We start from the raw sequence: 16,048 nt of genomic DNA on the forward strand, positions 1-16,048 counted from the left end.
AATCAACTATGAGCAGGATATTTTCACCAGGCAAGTTAATGCTTACCTCAGAATATGTTGCTGTAGATGGTGCTCTTGTTCTGGCTGTTCCGACAAAACTGGGACAAGAGCTTTTTTATACAGAGAGTGAAGACCAAAGCGCGTTGATCCATTGGCAGGCCTATCATCAGGATCAATTGTGGCTGGATGCATTTATTGATTATAAAAATTGGAAAATCCTGAAAACCAATAATCAAAAAGCTGCCGGATTTATCTTTAAAGTTCTTAAAAACGTTCAGACTCTTTCTGAAACTAAATTCAAAAGTGATGTTTCATATCACTTAAAGACCAATCTTCAGTTCCCGGCAGACTTCGGGCTTGGAAGCAGTTCTACTTTGATGAGCAATTTGGCAGAATGGGCCAGTATTGATCCTTTTATTCTTAATGAAATAAGTCTTGGCGGAAGTGGTTATGATGTTGCCGTTGCCAAAGAAAAGTCTGCAGTTTTGTACAGCCGTTTTCCTGAACGTATATATAAAACAATCAATTTTCAACCAAATTTCAAAGACGAATTGGTTTTTATTCATCTCAATCAAAAACAAGATACAAGAGAAGGAATATCCCATTACAGGTCTAGGGCAACTTCTACGGAATTAATCAATGATTATTCTAAATTAACAAGAAGGGTTGTCAAATGTCAGGATTTGGAAGAATTTTCACAATTAATGACCATTCATGAGCAAAAACTGTCTGATTTTCTTGGAATTCCGACTGTCAAGGAAAAATATTTCCAAAACTGCCCGGCCTTTGTCAAGAGTTTAGGAGCTTGGGGAGGAGATTTTGTGATAACATCCAAATTTCCGGATTATGAGTCTTGGTTCCGGAAGAAAGGTTTTTCAAGTATTTTTATTTGGAATGATTTAATATATTGATTTCCAGTTGATTATTTTTTTTTGCGTTATCTGATAGATATCATTACCTTGCCCGCAATCATAATTTTAAGAAATGGGTAACTTTGAATTAGTAAAAAAAACAATCAATAAACATTTAGTTATGAAGAACATTAGAGTCATTCAAGAACTGCATGAAATGGGGATTACCGGTTACCACGAAGTGGTGTATAATCCTAGCTATGAAGAGCTTTTTCAAGCTGAAACATCAACTAAAAATAAAGGTTTTGAAAAAGGTGCTGTTACCGATTTAGGTGCTGTAGCTGTTAAAACAGGTATTTTTACAGGACGTTCGCCAAAAGATCGCTACATTGTTGAGGATGAGGTAACAAAAGATACTATTTGCTGGGATGGGAAAGTAAATTTCTCTACAACACCACAAATTTTTTCACATTGTAAAACTCTGGTGTTGGAGCAACTTTCAAAATCAAAAAGATTATATGTTGTAGATGCTTTCTGCGGAACCAATCCAGATACAAGACTGAAAGTGAGATTTGTGATGGAAGTGGCTTGGCAGGCTCATTTTGTAACTAATATGTTTATCCGTCCTTCTCATTACGAATTGGAAAATTTTGGAGAGCCGGACTTTATCGTAATGAATGGTTCTAAAACCACAAATCCTAATTGGAAAGAACAAGGTCTGAATTCTGAAAACTTCGTCATGTTTAATCTTACTGAGAAAATTCAAATTATCGGCGGAACATGGTACGGTGGTGAGATGAAGAAAGGAATGTTTGCAATGATGAATTATTATCTTCCTCTTAAAGGGATGGCTTCCATGCACTGTTCTGCCAATGTGGGAGAAGAAGGGGATGTTGCTTTATTTTTCGGACTTTCTGGAACAGGAAAAACAACGCTTTCTGCTGATCCGAAAAGATACCTGATTGGAGATGATGAGCATGGCTGGGATGATGAAGGTGTTTTCAATTACGAAGGCGGATGCTATGCAAAAGTTATTGACCTTACTGAAGAAAAAGAGCCGGATATCTACAGAGCCATTAAAAGAGATGCACTTCTTGAAAATGTGGTGGTAAACGAGTATGGCGAAACAGACTTTACAGATAATTCTATCACTGAAAATACCAGAGTTTCTTATCCTATTTATAATATCAATAAAATTGTACTTCCTTCCAAAGCCGGACACGCAAACAAGATTATTTATCTTTCTGCAGATGCATTTGGAGTTTTGCCTCCGGTTTCTGTTCTTGATGAAGATCAGGCACAATATCACTTCCTATGCGGTTACACTTCAAAACTTGCAGGAACTGAAAGAGGAATTACAGAACCACAACCATCATTTTCTCCCGCGTTTGGTGAAGCATTTTTAACCTTACATCCAACAATGTATTCTAAAACATTGATCGGGAAAATGAAAGAACATGGCGCAAAAGCATATTTGGTAAATACTGGCTGGAACGGAACTGGAAAAAGAATTTCCCTGAAAGACACTAGAGCGATTATTGATGCTATCCTGGACGGATCTATTGATAATGCACCAAAAACTAAAGTTCCAATTTTGAATCTTGAAATCCCTACAGAATTGCCAAATGTGTCAGAAGGAATCTTGGATCCTAGAAATACATATGACAATACTTCCGAATGGGAAACAAAAGCAAAAGATCTGGGTGCTAAGTATATTGAGAACTTTAAGCAATACTGCAATACAGAAGAGGGACAAAGATTAGTTGCTGCAGGACCAATTTTAGAAGAGGCTTATCAAAATTAAAATATAATAACTTTTAACAAAAAACGCTTCCGAATTGGAAGCGTTTTTTGTTATTTTAAAAATGGATTATGCTCTTTTTCAAAACCAACGGTTGTCGGTTCTCCGTGCCCGCTGAAAACTTTTGTATTTTCCGGCAAGGTTAATAATTTATTTTTAATGCTTGAGATCAATTGATTGTAATCACCTTTGTAAAGGTCAGTTCTACCAATGCTCATCATAAAAAGTGCGTCACCGGAAATCACAAATCCGTTATTTTGGTTATAAAAAGCAACACTTCCGGGTGAGTGTCCGGGAACATCATAGATAGCGATGGGTTCGGAACCTAATTTTAATATTTCACTTTCTCTTATATGTTGAATCTCCCCGGAAAAAGAAGGAAAGAAGAACCCATAATTCTTTGCTGTGAAAGAAGCTCTGTCAAGAATCTCCATTTCGTCAGAATGCATCAGGACAGGAACATTAAATGTATCATGTGCCCATTGTAATCCGATAATATGGTCAATATGTGCATGAGTCAAAAGGATATTTTTGATTTTGAGCTCATTTAATTTGATGAAATTATGCAGAGATTCAGTTTCGTTTTCGGGCATATTTCCCGGATCTATAAGAAAAGCCTCCTTTTCATCGTTATAAATGATATATGTATTCTCAGAAAACGGATTGAATGCAAAGGATTTTACGTGTAGCATTTTTTTTAAATTTAACTGTAAAAATATAAAACATTAAATTAGCGGTATGAATGTAATCAAACTATTTTTTCTTTTTTTAGCGGCAATTTCTTTTGGGCAGGAGATCAGGAGCATTCAGGTTTTCAATCCCAAAACCAATGATGAAACACCAATTATTGCACAAGGCGGACAATTGATTTTAAGATTCGATGATTTGTCCAATAGCAGTCAGTTATATCGTTATACTTACAAGCACTATAACAGGAATTGGGAAGAAGACGGCTTGTTTTTTACCGAGTTTGCCAATGGAAGTATGAATGCTCTGATCGAGAACTTCCAGTATTCTTTCAATACTTATCAGAAATATACACATTACGAACTCGCTTTCCCGAATGAAAAAATACAGCCGAAAATTTCCGGCAACTATGAGATTATCGTTTATAAAGATTCTCAGGAAAAACCATTATTTACAAGAAGATTTTGTATTTATGAAGATGGAGCAAATCTGGGAATCAATGTCACCAGATTTATCGATGCGAGAAATCCTGATGCGAAACAACGGCTTGAGATCCAGGCAACCGGTAACGGATCAGGCATCACCAATAATCTTTCATCGCTTTCGCTAAGTGTTATTCAGAATAATAATTGGGGCATTTCGCTAAAAAATATCCGGGCAAGCTCCACGCTTGGAAATCAGCTGCTTTTTCAACAGCTGAATCTGGCTTTTCCAGGAAACAACGAGTTTTATTATTTCGACAACAAAATTATCAATCAGCCGCTGGATATGGTTGCCAACACAGAAAATATCGATGGACGGAACTATACTTACCTTCATCCGGTCTGGGCCTATCCAGGAGATTATCAATATCAGCCGGACGTCAATGGTGCTTTTTATTTCCGCAGAAATGATTTGGGAATCGAAAGAAATGCAGATCGGGAAGCGGATTATTCCTGGGTTTATTTTGCTTTAGACAGTCAGAAATCGGACAAGGAATTCTATGTTCTTGGCATGTTCAATGATTATAAAGCAGATAAAAAGAGCCAAATGCAATATGATGAAAAATCGCAGAAGTATATTGCAAAAATATATCTGAAACAGGGTTTCTACAGTTACATCATTGCCACAAAAGATGCAGGCGGAAAACTGAATTATGGTGAGGTCAACGGAAATTTCTGGCAGACAGAAAACCTTTATCAGGCATTTTTGTATTACACGCCTTTCGGAAGAAACTTCGATGGACTAATTGGTTATGGAGAATTCCGGACACCTGTGAGGTAATCTTCAATTTTAATATCGGAGCCGCATTTCATATAAATTATTTTTTGGAACAATTTTCGCTGCTATTTTCAAAACAATTTTATGGAGCTCTTTTTTGAAAATCATAAATCTGGAAACGGCGGTTATATAACGCTCAAAAGTTCTTCCGAAGATATAGGAAGATTGACCTATACAATCGTTCCGGAGCTTAAAAGACTCATTGTGAGCTATGTTATGATTTTCCCGAAATTTGAGGGTCAGGGATTAGGAAAGAGATTAGTGGAAAATTCTGTCGAATTCGCCAGAAAAAACGGATGGACCATCAAGGCACATTGTTCATACGCACATGCGGTTCTCAGCAGGAAAAATGACGTGTCGGATGTCTTCGTCTCATAAAGATTAATTTTATTACCTTGGTTGTAATAAAAAAGTTACGGCTCGCAAATTTTGCGAGCCGAGCTTTTATAATTTAATGTGAAAATTATCTGTTCATAGACATCAGGAACTCTTCATTGTTTCTTGTTCCCTGCATCTGTTTCTGAACGAATTCCATGGCTTCCAGAGGATTCATGTCAGCAAGGTACTTTCTCATGATCCACATACGTTGCTGTGTTGCTTCATCCTGTAACAGGTCGTCACGTCTAGTACTCGAAGAAACCAGATCTACAGCAGGATAAATTCGTTTATTGGCAATTTTTCTATCCAGTTGTAATTCCATATTCCCCGTTCCTTTGAACTCCTCGAAGATTACTTCATCCATTTTGGAGCCTGTGTCAATCAGTGCTGTTGCAATAATTGTCAATGATCCGCCACCTTCAATTTTTCTTGCAGCTCCGAAGAAACGTTTTGGCTTGTGAAGGGCATTTGCATCCACACCTCCGGAAAGAATCTTTCCAGATGCCGGCGTCACCGTATTGTAAGCTCTTGCAAGGCGCGTAATAGAATCCAGCAAAATCACCACATCGTGTCCGCATTCCACCATTCTTTGCGCTTTGGAAAGAACAAGGTTGGCTACTTTTACGTGCTTATCTGCTGCTTCATCAAACGTTGAGGCAATCACTTCTGCGTTGACGCTTCTCTGCATATCTGTTACTTCTTCCGGTCTTTCATCAATGAGAAGAACCATCATATAAGCTTCCGGGTGGTTTGCTGAGATAGCATTGGCGATATCTTTTAATAAAATTGTTTTACCGGTTTTCGGCTGTGCGACTATCATCGCTCTTTGTCCTTTCCCTATTGGTGCAAACAAATCTACGATCCTGGTAGAAAGTGTTGCATTTCTACCTGCAAGATTGAATTTTTCCTGAGGGAAAAGCGGTGTCAGGTATTCAAAAGCGACCCGGTCTTTGATGAAAGCCAGATCTCTGCCGTTAACTTCTGTAGGTTTCAGGAGTGAAAAATATTTCTCGCCCTCTTTTGGAAGTCTCACGATTCCTTTTACCGTGTCCCCGGTTTTCAAACCATAATTCCTGATCTGATTTGTAGAAACGTACACGTCATCCGGAGATGATATATAACTGAAATCTGAAGAACGAAGAAATCCGTAGTTATCAGGAAGAATTTCCAGCACGCCTTCTATAGAAACAATACCGTCAAAGTTGAATTCCTTTTTTGGAGCAGTTTCAGGCTGATGGTTGTCAGATTGTTCTTTTTGATTGTTGTGTTGAGGGTTGGGGTTTTGTGTTTTTTGTTGACCTCTGTTATTATTGTTGGTCTTTTGCTGATTATTTTGATGCTGAGGATTTTGCTGTTTTGCTTTTGGATCCTCGGTTTTTTCTTCAGCTTTTGGAAGGCTTTCTACAGTATTTTCGGCGGTTGTTTCTTCCGGCTTTGGTTGGCTGACTCTTGTCCTTTGTTTTTTATTCGGTGGATTTTGCTTTTTGATTTCCGTTGTTTGGACTTCCTCCTTTATTGGCATTTCTGCTACAGGGTTTTCAGCAATTGTGGACGTTTCTTCCTGCTGAGCAGAAGTTTTTTCTGTTGGTTTCCTGCCTCTTTTTTTAGGAGCAGGTGCTTTTTCCTTCGGTGTTTCGTCGGGAGTTTTATTCATATTTTCCGGGTTGGCGTTCAGATAATCTTTGATGACTTTCGGGTTGGAAGCCTGATAATCGAGGATTGCAAAAACAGTCTCTTCAGGAGAGCTTTTCTTTGCAAGTTTAACGCCTAAATCTTTAGAAAGTTTGGTCAATTCCTCTTCGGATTTGGACCTTAGCGTTTCAATATTAAACATATAATACGTAAAAGGGTAATTTTTATTTGTGTAAAAGTAAGAATGAAAACCAGGCGGTTATCATTTTTAAAAAGGTAATTACAATGCAAATCTACATTAATTTTTGAATTACGCAAAAATTATTTTATTTTTGCAGCCTATTTATAAGCTTTATAAAAGATTTATAATAAAGATGTTACAAAGAATACAGACAGTCTGGATATTTTTAGCCGTTTTGGGAACTGTTTTCCTGAATATCACTGCGCAGGATTTCGATATTCTGGGCAGATATTTGACGATCAATGCCACCACGGTTATTTTGATTTTATTCGGTGTGTTGAGTATTTTTAGTTTCAGAAACAGGAAAAGACAAATTTTGCTGAATAACATCAGCATCATTATAAACGTTTTGTTGATTGGTCTTTTAGCGTATTGGCTGCTAAACCTATCCGGAGGAATCTCGATTCCTGAGAAGGGTATTGAGCCGGTTTTTCCATTGATTTCTGTGATATGTCTGCTTCTTGCGAACATGTACATCAGAAAAGATGAAAGGCTCGTAAAATCTGTAGACAGACTGCGATAGACCTGCGACGATTTTTTTGAGTGAGAACAGCTTCCGTTTTGGAAGCTGTTTTTTCGTATAATAAGTAACAATTACAGGATAATAAAGACTTATATTTAACTTAATAACAAGCATTAAATTATGAAAAAATTAAATATTACTTTTTTATTTATGTTATCTGCTTTTTCTTTCGCACAGGAAATTTCAAAAGAAAGAGTTATAGAAATCGTTTCTACCTTAGCTTCGGATGAGATGAAAGGCAGAAAATTCGGAATGACCGAAAATGACAAGGCTGCAGAATATATCGCCAGCGAATTCAAAAATAATAATCTAGCCTTTTGTACAGGAGATTCTTATCTGATTCCTTTTGAATATAAAGGACAGAAAGGTTATAACATTTGTGGTGTCAAAAAAGGAAAATCAGATAAAAGCCTTGCTTTTTCAGCGCATTTTGACCATATCGGAACAAATAATAATAAGGAAGGCGATAATATCTATAACGGAGCCGATGATGATGCAAGCGGCGTTGCCACGGTAATTGGTTTAGCAGATTATTTTAAAGATAAGAAGACGGATTATTCGATGGTTTTCATGGCATTCAATGCGGAAGAAGTAGGATTGATAGGCTCAAAAGCACTTGCAGAAAATCAAAATCTGAATCCAATTTTAGATAAAATCAAAGCACTGTTCAATTTCGAAATGCTGGCGACAGAATCTCAGTTTGGGAAAAACGCCGTATTCATGACAGGTGATGAATTTTCTGATTTTGACGAATTGATCAATGCCAATGCGGTAAATGGGCTGAAAGTTTATCCGGATCCTTACCAAGGTGAACAGTTATTTTACAGGTCAGATAATGTGAATTTCGTTAAAAAGAAAATCATCGCTCATTCTATCTCTACTGTTGATATGAACAAAGCATTCCATTATCATGCTGTGAATGACGATATGAAAATAGTGGATGGAGGCAATCTTACAGCAATCATCAACAATTTTGCAAAAACGATTGAAAAGCTGAATACCAAAAACTTTAATCCTGTTTATAATGACAAGGTAAAGTATGATTTTTAACGTCTTATGAACTAACTATTTATTTTCCGTATTTTTGCGGTTCAATTTTTCTTAATGAAACCATTTCAACGTATTCTCAGTATTGCCAGGCCACACCAAAAATTCCTTTGGGGCAGTATGTTTTTCAATATACTTTATTCCCTGCTACAGATTGCTTCCATCGGGACTTTGCTTCCGATCCTTAGCGTGATGTTCGGAACTGTGGAAAAAGTTGATACTTCTAGAGTACCGGTCTGGAGTGGCAGAATTGCGGATTATTTCGGTTATGTCAAAGATTGGGCGTATTACACCATCCAGATCAATATGGATCAGCACGGCGGAATCAAAGTTCTGGCGGTTCTCTGTTCTATCACTGCAGCAGCTTTTTTACTGAGAAATATTTTCCGTTATATTGGTTCTTATTTATTGGTCAATTATCGTGTTGGGATCACAAGAGACCTTCGCACATCGATGTATGATAAATTTCTGAAATTGCCGGTTTCCTTTTTTACAGAACAAAGAAAAGGCGATATGATGTCTAGAATCTCCAATGATATCGGTGCGGTTGAAGGTGGGATTATGGGCTCGTTGGTAGATATTGTAAATTCACCGTTTATGATTATTTCATCACTCACAGCATTGTTTCTTCTGTCTCCACAACTAACTTTGTTTTCTTTAATTGTATTCCCGGTTATGGGGTGGATCATTTCTTGGGTAGGTAAAAGTCTGAAAAAGCAGGCCAGATTTGCTCAGGAAGAATTAGGAAATTTATTCTCTCTGGTTGATGAAACCTTAAAATCTTCCAAGGTTATAAAGATTTTTAATGCAGATAAAATCCTGAAAAACAGGTTCAATAAAACGACAGACCAATGGCAACACCACGCCATTTCTATGAGCAGAAGAAGAGAATTAGCTTCTCCGATGAGTGAATTTTTGGGATCTGTAACAATGCTGATAATTACTTATTATGCAGGAACAGAGATCATTAATGGTACCAACAAAGATCCTGCGACTTTCTTAGCATTTATAGGGGTCTTCTTCCAGGTTTTAGATCCTGCTAAACGGTTGTCAAATGCAATCTCTGCGATCCAGGGCGGAATGGCGAGTCTGGAAAGGGTGTCGGAAGTTTTGGATTATGATTTAAAAGTAGAGGAAGTTCCCAATCCAACACCGATTTCTGAAATCAAAGATAAAATAGAATTCAAAAATATTGGTTTTTATTACGAAAAATCAAACTTGATTCTAAAAAATGTGTCGATTACTTTACCAAAAGGAAAAACGGTCGCTTTGGTTGGTCAATCCGGAAGTGGAAAAACAACGATTGCCAATCTCTTAGCAAGATTCTACGATGTTCCTGAAGGCGAAATTTTAATCGATGGACATAATATCAAAAATCTGAAACTGACAGATTATCGCAAGCTTTTGGGAATGGTAACCCAGGAATCTGTTTTGTTCAATGATTCGGTTTATAACAATATTTTAATGGGAAATCCTGATGCAACCGAATCGCAGGTGATAGAAGCTGCAAAAATCGCCAATGCCCACGAGTTTATTTCCCAGCTTCAGGAAGGTTATTACACCAATATCGGCGACGATGGAAACAAGCTTTCCGGAGGTCAAAAACAGCGTGTTTCTATCGCAAGAGCCGTTCTGAAAAATCCGCCAATTATGATTTTGGACGAGGCAACTTCTGCTTTGGACACAGAATCCGAAAGATACGTACAGGATGCGTTGGAAAAAATGATGGAGAACAGAACATCACTAATTATCGCGCACAGATTATCCACAATTCAGAAAGCGGATCATATTGTGGTAATGGAAAAGGGTGACATCATAGAGCAAGGTTCTCACCAGGAACTGATGGAGAAAAATGGGACTTACCGAAAGTTGGTTGAGCTTCAGAATTTTGATTAATGAATCCAATTCAGGAATATTTTTATCGAATTGATGAGCCTGCGAGAAGTGTGCTTTTATTTATCCGAGAAAAGATTCTAAATTCTGATGAACTAATTACCGAGACTTTCAGCTTTGGACTTCCCTTTTTGAAATACAAAAAGAAAATGCTTTGCTATTTTTATTACAGCAAACAGCATCAAAAACATTATCTCAGCTTTTATCACGGCGATAGGGTAGATTATCCCGAACTCTTATCTGAAGGTAGAAAAAAGTTTAAAATCTTACTTCTGGATATGGATGAAGATTTGCCAATGGAATTGATTTTCAATATTCTTGATGAAGTGAAAACTTATATCAAATAAAATTTTAATTGAACGAATTTACCCAACTTCCAATCCATTTTTCACAGGCAAACTTGGACTTAACAAAGTCACATCACTTTTATTTTCTCCATAAACTCCAAGAACAAGGCATTCACTGAAGAAGTTGGCGATCTGTTTCTTTGGGAAATTTACAACTGCGAGAATCTGTTTTCCTATTAATTCTTCTTTTTGATATAAAGCTGTGATTTGAGCAGAAGACTTCTTGATTCCCAAATCTCCAAAATCGATTTCTAATTGATAAGAAGGATTTCTTGCTTTTTCAAAATCATTCACGGAAATAATTGTTCCAACTCTGATGTCGATTTTCTCAAAATCATTCCAGGATATTTCAGGTTTTGTCATTGTTTTTTATTTTCATTTAATGATTCAACCAAATTTTCCACCATCCATTTCTTGATTTGATAAGGATAGTCTTCATAGAATCTATTATCTTCTGTGATTGTATTATCTGCTAATAAGTTTTCTTGGGCTTTTTTTATAATTTCCAAAGCCTCAGGTTTCCTATTGAGATAATATAAACTTACTCCTTCGTAATATTGAGCATCGGAAAATTTTGTATTCAGTTTTAGACTTTCATCAAAATATTTTATGGCTTCAGTGTAATTTTCTCTTTCATAAAAAGTAATTCCGAGGTAGAATAATTCTAAAAAATGAGGTTCAATCCCGTTTGAAGCAAAAAGGTTGGTAGAAGTTTTAAGATTGTCTTCAGCTTCTTGATATTGATTCAGTTGAATCTGCGACAGAGCTTTGTAAAAGACATAAGAATGGTCCATAATGATACCTTTTGGATATTTCTTAATCAGAACGTCCAAATCATTAATTGAAACGTTGTAATCCTTTTGAAAAATACATTTTATAAATGCCCGATAAGAAAGATAGGAATCAAATTCGTCATCATTTTTAACAGCATTATCAAGATACTTCATTCCAAGTTCATACTTTTTCCTCTTGAATAAAGGCATTGCTTTCTGTTGCCAGAGAAAAGCATCTTTTGGTAAATAAACCAAAGCCGAATCTAGATATTGCTGATATTTTGGATGAAAATAAGAATACTTAAAAGCACCGTTCTTTAAATATTTTTCATAAACACTTTTCTTATCCTGAGCTGAAAAAATAATTGGAACAAATATTATGAGTATAATTATGAATTTATAGTTCATGGGAAGTGATAAAATTTTCTTCATACTAGATTGTTTTATTTTTAATGTCTTGCAAGAACTTTTCAACTTCAAGTTTTTGCTCCAAATATTTTAATTGAAGTTCGCTTCCTTCGCCCATTCTTGAATAATAAATCAATGCTTTTTCGCCGAAGAAATTTTTGTAATAATCCGACAGTTCTGGGATTTGTGGAAAATTGGTATGGAAAAGCATTTCGTAATAAGCCTGCCATTCGCGCTCATTTTTGTCCAGAATCATCATTCTTGGCGATTTTTGGCGAACGTGCAACATCTCGTGGGCGAGCATATTGAGAACCAAAGTCAAATCAAAATCGAAAATGTTTTTGGGAATCATCACATGTTGCATTTCTCCGATTTCGCCATTGGCTGTCAAGAGAATGGATTCCTTTTCTAATTCTTCTCTGAAACCAAATCCGGCAAAATTCTCATCATCCAAATTAAATTGATGGATTAGGAATCTCGCAGCTTCCAGGATTTCACCGGTTTTTTTATAGGCATTAATATTAGATTGTAATCGTTCGTAATTCATCATTCATATTTTTATCAAAAATAAAAAATCCCAGAATATTCCGGGATTAAATTATTTATCTAAAAGTTTCTAGAATTCCATACTTACCTCAAGCTTTTCTGCGAGGAGTTTGGAAACTTTGACCTTTAGTGGCTCTATATCGATGTTTTGCATCGCATCGTTGGCGAAAGCGTAAAGCAACAATGCTCTGGCTTCTTTCTTGGAAATCCCACGAGCTCTCAGGTAGAACATCGCGTCTTCGTTCAGCTGTCCAACGGTACAACCATGCGAACATTTTACGTCGTCTGCGAAAATCTCCAGCTGAGGTTTTGTGTCGATGGAAGCGCCTTCGTCCAGCAAAATATTATTATTTTGTTGATATGCATTGGTTTTTTGAGCAATCTTGTTCACGAACACTTTTCCGTTGAAAACACCGTGAGATTTGTCTTTGTATATGCCTTTGTAATTCTGGTAAGATTCACAATTTGGTGTGTTATGATGAACGGCAGTGTGGTGATCTACCAACTGGTCTTTGCCGATAATCGTGATGCCATTCATAAACGAGTTAATATTCTCGCCGTTGTGAATGAAATCCAGATTGTTACGAACCAATTTTCCTCCAAAGGAGAAAGTGTTCACAGTAGTTAAAGAATTTCTTTCCTGTTTTGCAAACGTGTGGTCAACTAAGTAAGAAGTGTCGCTGTCGTTCTGCAATTTGTGCCAATCCGTTTTTGCATTTTGGTAAGTGAAAATCTCTGTCACTGAATTCGTTAGCACGAAAGATTCGTCCAGATTGTGATGGCTTTCTATGATTTCTACCTTTGCACCTTCTTCTACAATCAGTAAATTTCTAGTGTTATAAAAAGCGTTTTCGTTTTGATTTTGAGACAGATAAAAAATGTGAATTGGTTTTTCAATCACTACATTTTTTGGAACTCTCAGGAAAAATCCAAAGTTACAGTAAGCCAAATTCAGATTCGTGAAAGCCAAATCTTTGTTGGCAATCGTGTTAAAATATTTGTCAAAAGCTTCTTTGTGCGCAGAATCATTCAGGGCATAACTGAATGAGAGAAACTCCGCATTGCCGATCGAAATCTTTGAAAATTCTTTATGAAGTTTTCCGTTGATGAAAACAATTCTGTCGAAGTTTTCTTCGCCTAGATGAAGCGCATCCAGTTGCTCTTTCGAGATATTGTGCTCTTCTGTCGGGAAAAAGTTGTACTCTTTTTCCGTGATTTCTTTGATATTGGTGTACTTGTATTCTTCATCTTTTTTGGTAGGGAAGCCTTTCAATTCAAAGTTTTGAATAGCGGTTTTTCTGTTTTCATCCAAAAAAGAATGTTGAAGCGTTCCTAAAAAAGAAGAATGCGTATTTATTGTTTGTTCAAATAAAGCCATTGTAATGGTTTGATTTTGCATCGATTAGAAGATTAAAATGAAATCCGAATTAGTTTAAAAGCCAATCGTAACCTTTTTCTTCCAGTTCCAGAGCAAGAGATTTGTCTCCTGTTTTGATGATTTTTCCATCTGCCAAAACGTGAACAAAATCCGGCTGAATGTAATTCAGCAATCTTTGATAATGCGTGATTAACAGAACTGCATTTCCTTCATTTTTGAATTTGTTAACGCCGTCTGCTACGATTCTTAATGCATCAATATCTAATCCGGAATCGGTTTCGTCTAGTATCGCTAATTTTGGATTAAGCATTACCATTTGGAAAATTTCGTTTCTCTTTTTTTCACCTCCGGAAAATCCCTCGTTCAAAGAACGGGAAAGAAAATCTTTCTTGATTCCCAATTTCTCAGAGTTTTCACGGATTAATCCTAACATTTCCTTTGCGCCCATTTCTTCCAGTCCGTTTGCTTTTCTGGTTTCATTCAGTGCTGCTTTGATAAAGTTGGTCACAGAAACGCCAGGGATTTCCACAGGATATTGGAACGATAGGAAAATGCCTTTGTGCGCTCTTTCTTCAGGCGCATCTTCACCGATATCTTCACCTTCGAAAAGAATGTTCCCTTCAGTCACTTCATAATCCTCTTTCCCTGCAATTACAGAAGAAAGTGTGGATTTCCCTGCGCCATTTGGTCCCATAATAGCATGAACCTCGCCTGGTTTTATTTCAAGATTGATTCCTTTTAATATTTCTGCGCCATCTTCAATTTTGGCGTGTAAGTTTTTGATTTGTAACATTATATATGCTTAATATCTTGTGTTTAATTTTTAAATTTTATCCAACAGAACCTTCCAGGGAAATCTCCAACAACTTCTGAGCTTCGATTGCAAATTCCATTGGAAGTTTGTTCAAAACTTCTTTACTGAAACCATTCACAATCAATGCAATCGCTCTTTCTGTATCAATTCCTCTCTGGTTGCAATAGAAAATCTGGTCTTCTCCGATTTTTGAAGTTGTAGCCTCATGTTCCAATTGTGCTGTCGGATCTTTGATTTCGATGTAAGGAAAAGTGTGTGCGCCACATTCATTTCCCATCAGTAAAGAATCACACTGGGAAAAGTTTCTCGCTCCTTTTGCAGTTGGCATTACTTTTACCAAACCACGATAAGAGTTGTTAGATTTTCCCGCCGAAATTCCTTTCGAAATGATGGTTGATTTAGTGTTTTTCCCGATATGAATCATCTTCGTTCCTGTATCTGCATATTGATGCATATTGGTTACAGCGATTGAATAAAATTCACCAACCGAATTATCACCTTTCAAGATACAGCTCGGGTATTTCCAGGTTACTGCAGAACCGGTTTCTACCTGAGTCCAAGAGATTTTGGCATTTCTTTCGCAAAGGCCACGTTTCGTCACAAAGTTGAAAACCCCGCCTTTTCCGTTTTCATCGCCTGGATACCAGTTCTGAACCGTAGAATATTTGATTTCGGCATCGTTCATTGCAATCAATTCAACAACAGCAGCGTGAAGCTGATTCTCGTCTCTCGATGGTGCAGTACAACCTTCCAAATATGAAACATAACTTCCTTCGTCGGCAATGACCAATGTTCTCTCGAATTGTCCTGTTCCAGACTGATTGATACGGAAATAAGTTGATAATTCCATCGGACATCTCACACCTTTTGGGATGTAGCAGAAACTTCCGTCAGAGAAAACTGCGGAATTCAGAGCTGCGTAGAAATTATCGCCTCTTGGAACGACTTTCCCGATGTATTGTTTCACCAATTCCGGATGTTCTTTGATAGCTTCGGAAATTGAACAAAAGATAATGCCTTTCTCCTTCAAAGTTTCCTGAAACGTCGTTTTTACGGATACTGAATCCACCACAATATCAACCGCAACATTCGCTAATCTTTTTTGTTCTTCGATGTTGATTCCCAATTTCGCAAAAGTCTTTAATAATTCAGGATCAACTTCATCAAGACTTGCCAATTCTGGTTTTGCCTTTGGCGCAGCATAATATCTGATTGCTTGAAAATCAGGTTTTTGGTACTTGATATTGGCCCAATCCGGCTCTTCCATTTTCTGCCAAATTCGGAAAGACTCCAGACGCCAGTTGGTCATCCATTCCGGTTCTTCTTTTTTGGCAGAAATCGCACGGATGATATTTTCATTCAGACCAATCGGGAAATCTTCATACTCGATATCCGTTTCGAATCCGAATTCGTATTTTTGATTTTCGAGATCGACTCTCAGGTCGTCTTCGGTATATTTTGACATATTT

The 16,048-nt window shown here is 36.9% G+C and carries 16 protein-coding genes; 8 read left to right on the forward strand and 8 right to left on the reverse strand.

Translation table 11 applies throughout. The annotated features are described in order from the left end of the window. Window positions 1–8 precede the first annotated feature (8 nt). Entirely contained in the window at window positions 9–911 is a 903-nt protein-coding gene (locus tag BUA97_RS08540; RefSeq protein WP_072997442.1) for a GYDIA family GHMP kinase, read from the forward strand. A 121-nt stretch (window positions 912–1,032) separates the two neighbouring features. Next, entirely contained in the window at window positions 1,033–2,655 is a 1,623-nt protein-coding gene (gene pckA, locus BUA97_RS08545) for a phosphoenolpyruvate carboxykinase (ATP) (RefSeq protein WP_072998530.1), read from the forward strand. Between the two features lie 50 nt (window positions 2,656–2,705). On the opposite strand, the gene BUA97_RS08550 is transcribed toward pckA, so the two are convergent. Continuing rightward, a complete protein-coding gene (locus BUA97_RS08550) occupies window positions 2,706–3,344 on the reverse strand; it encodes an MBL fold metallo-hydrolase (RefSeq protein ID WP_072997443.1) in 639 nt (212 codons plus the stop codon). A 46-nt stretch (window positions 3,345–3,390) separates the two neighbouring features. On the opposite strand from BUA97_RS08550, the gene BUA97_RS08555 reads away from it, so the two are divergent. Both BUA97_RS08555 and BUA97_RS08560 read left to right on the forward strand, forming a co-directional pair. Then, a complete protein-coding gene (locus BUA97_RS08555; protein WP_072997444.1) occupies window positions 3,391–4,602 on the forward strand; it encodes a type IX secretion system plug protein in 1,212 nt (403 codons plus the stop codon). A 39-nt stretch (window positions 4,603–4,641) separates the two neighbouring features. Next, the gene (locus BUA97_RS08560) at window positions 4,642–4,977 is read left to right on the forward strand and encodes a GNAT family N-acetyltransferase (protein ID WP_262494347.1); all 336 of its coding nucleotides are present in this window, start codon (window positions 4,642–4,644) and stop codon (window positions 4,975–4,977) included. Window positions 4,978–5,062: 85 nt separating this feature from the next. On the opposite strand, the gene rho is transcribed toward BUA97_RS08560, so the two are convergent. After that, window positions 5,063–6,811, reverse strand: coding sequence for a transcription termination factor Rho (gene rho, locus BUA97_RS08565; RefSeq protein WP_072997446.1), 1,749 nt, complete (start codon window positions 6,809–6,811; stop codon window positions 5,063–5,065). Between the two features lie 172 nt (window positions 6,812–6,983). Here rho and BUA97_RS08570 point away from each other — a divergent pair, with 172 nt between their 5' ends. From BUA97_RS08570 to BUA97_RS08585, 4 genes are all read left to right on the forward strand, one after another. Then, a complete protein-coding gene (locus BUA97_RS08570) occupies window positions 6,984–7,373 on the forward strand; it encodes a DUF4293 family protein (protein WP_072997447.1) in 390 nt (129 codons plus the stop codon). A gap of 120 nt (window positions 7,374–7,493) precedes the next feature. After that, a complete protein-coding gene (locus tag BUA97_RS08575) occupies window positions 7,494–8,423 on the forward strand; it encodes a M28 family peptidase (protein ID WP_072997448.1) in 930 nt (309 codons plus the stop codon). 54 nt (window positions 8,424–8,477) lie between these two features. Continuing rightward, complete coding sequence (locus BUA97_RS08580; RefSeq protein WP_072997449.1) at window positions 8,478–10,316, forward strand: ABC transporter ATP-binding protein; 1,839 nt, start codon at window positions 8,478–8,480, stop codon at window positions 10,314–10,316. Further along, the gene (locus BUA97_RS08585) at window positions 10,316–10,660 is read left to right on the forward strand and encodes a DUF1801 domain-containing protein (protein WP_072997450.1); all 345 of its coding nucleotides are present in this window, start codon (window positions 10,316–10,318) and stop codon (window positions 10,658–10,660) included. Before BUA97_RS08580 ends, BUA97_RS08585 begins: the two co-directional genes overlap by 1 nt. Window positions 10,661–10,678: 18 nt before the next feature. Here the strand turns inward: BUA97_RS08585 and BUA97_RS08590 are convergent, their stop codons facing one another. The 6 genes from BUA97_RS08590 to sufB form a co-directional block, all read right to left on the reverse strand. Then, window positions 10,679–11,023, reverse strand: coding sequence for a tRNA-binding protein (locus tag BUA97_RS08590; RefSeq protein WP_072997451.1), 345 nt, complete (start codon window positions 11,021–11,023; stop codon window positions 10,679–10,681). Then, entirely contained in the window at window positions 11,020–11,865 is an 846-nt protein-coding gene (locus BUA97_RS08595) for a tetratricopeptide repeat protein (protein ID WP_084081294.1), read from the reverse strand. Before BUA97_RS08595 ends, BUA97_RS08590 begins: the two co-directional genes overlap by 4 nt. 1 nt (window position 11,866) lies before the next feature. Beyond that, window positions 11,867–12,388, reverse strand: coding sequence for a hypothetical protein (locus BUA97_RS08600; protein WP_072998536.1), 522 nt, complete (start codon window positions 12,386–12,388; stop codon window positions 11,867–11,869). A 69-nt stretch (window positions 12,389–12,457) separates the two neighbouring features. Continuing rightward, window positions 12,458–13,765: a Fe-S cluster assembly protein SufD gene (sufD, locus tag BUA97_RS08605; RefSeq protein WP_072998538.1), complete on the reverse strand. Its 1,308-nt coding sequence runs from the start codon at window positions 13,763–13,765 to the stop codon at window positions 12,458–12,460. Between the two features lie 49 nt (window positions 13,766–13,814). Beyond that, on the reverse strand, window positions 13,815–14,558 hold the full coding sequence (sufC, locus tag BUA97_RS08610) for a Fe-S cluster assembly ATPase SufC (RefSeq protein WP_072997452.1): 744 nt from the start codon (window positions 14,556–14,558) through the stop codon (window positions 13,815–13,817). Window positions 14,559–14,595: 37 nt separating this feature from the next. Beyond that, complete coding sequence (sufB, locus tag BUA97_RS08615) at window positions 14,596–16,044, reverse strand: Fe-S cluster assembly protein SufB (RefSeq protein ID WP_072998539.1); 1,449 nt, start codon at window positions 16,042–16,044, stop codon at window positions 14,596–14,598. Window positions 16,045–16,048 lie beyond the last annotated feature (4 nt).

Source organism: Epilithonimonas mollis, assembly GCF_900142325.1.
GTDB classification, from domain to species: domain Bacteria; phylum Bacteroidota; class Bacteroidia; order Flavobacteriales; family Weeksellaceae; genus Epilithonimonas; species Epilithonimonas mollis.

Bases quoted from the DNA above. Each gene is read 5' to 3' on its own strand.
- BUA97_RS08540 (WP_072997442.1), top strand. From the start codon at position 9: ATGAGCAGGATATTTTCACCAGGCAAGTTAATGCTTACCTCAGAATAT.
- pckA (WP_072998530.1), top strand. From the start codon at position 1,033: ATGAAGAACATTAGAGTCATTCAAGAACTGCATGAAATGGGGATTACC.
- BUA97_RS08550 (WP_072997443.1), bottom strand. From the start codon at position 3,344: ATGCTACACGTAAAATCCTTTGCATTCAATCCGTTTTCTGAGAATACA.
- BUA97_RS08555 (WP_072997444.1), top strand. From the start codon at position 3,391: ATGAATGTAATCAAACTATTTTTTCTTTTTTTAGCGGCAATTTCTTTT.
- rho (WP_072997446.1), bottom strand. From the start codon at position 6,811: ATGTTTAATATTGAAACGCTAAGGTCCAAATCCGAAGAGGAATTGACC.
- BUA97_RS08570 (WP_072997447.1), top strand. From the start codon at position 6,984: ATGTTACAAAGAATACAGACAGTCTGGATATTTTTAGCCGTTTTGGGA.
- BUA97_RS08575 (WP_072997448.1), top strand. From the start codon at position 7,494: ATGAAAAAATTAAATATTACTTTTTTATTTATGTTATCTGCTTTTTCT.
- BUA97_RS08580 (WP_072997449.1), top strand. From the start codon at position 8,478: ATGAAACCATTTCAACGTATTCTCAGTATTGCCAGGCCACACCAAAAA.
- BUA97_RS08585 (WP_072997450.1), top strand. From the start codon at position 10,316: ATGAATCCAATTCAGGAATATTTTTATCGAATTGATGAGCCTGCGAGA.
- BUA97_RS08590 (WP_072997451.1), bottom strand. From the start codon at position 11,023: ATGACAAAACCTGAAATATCCTGGAATGATTTTGAGAAAATCGACATC.
- BUA97_RS08595 (WP_084081294.1), bottom strand. From the start codon at position 11,865: ATGAAGAAAATTTTATCACTTCCCATGAACTATAAATTCATAATTATA.
- BUA97_RS08600 (WP_072998536.1), bottom strand. From the start codon at position 12,388: ATGAATTACGAACGATTACAATCTAATATTAATGCCTATAAAAAAACC.
- sufD (WP_072998538.1), bottom strand. From the start codon at position 13,765: ATGGCTTTATTTGAACAAACAATAAATACGCATTCTTCTTTTTTAGGA.
- sufC (WP_072997452.1), bottom strand. From the start codon at position 14,558: ATGTTACAAATCAAAAACTTACACGCCAAAATTGAAGATGGCGCAGAA.
- sufB (WP_072998539.1), bottom strand. From the start codon at position 16,044: ATGTCAAAATATACCGAAGACGACCTGAGAGTCGATCTCGAAAATCAA.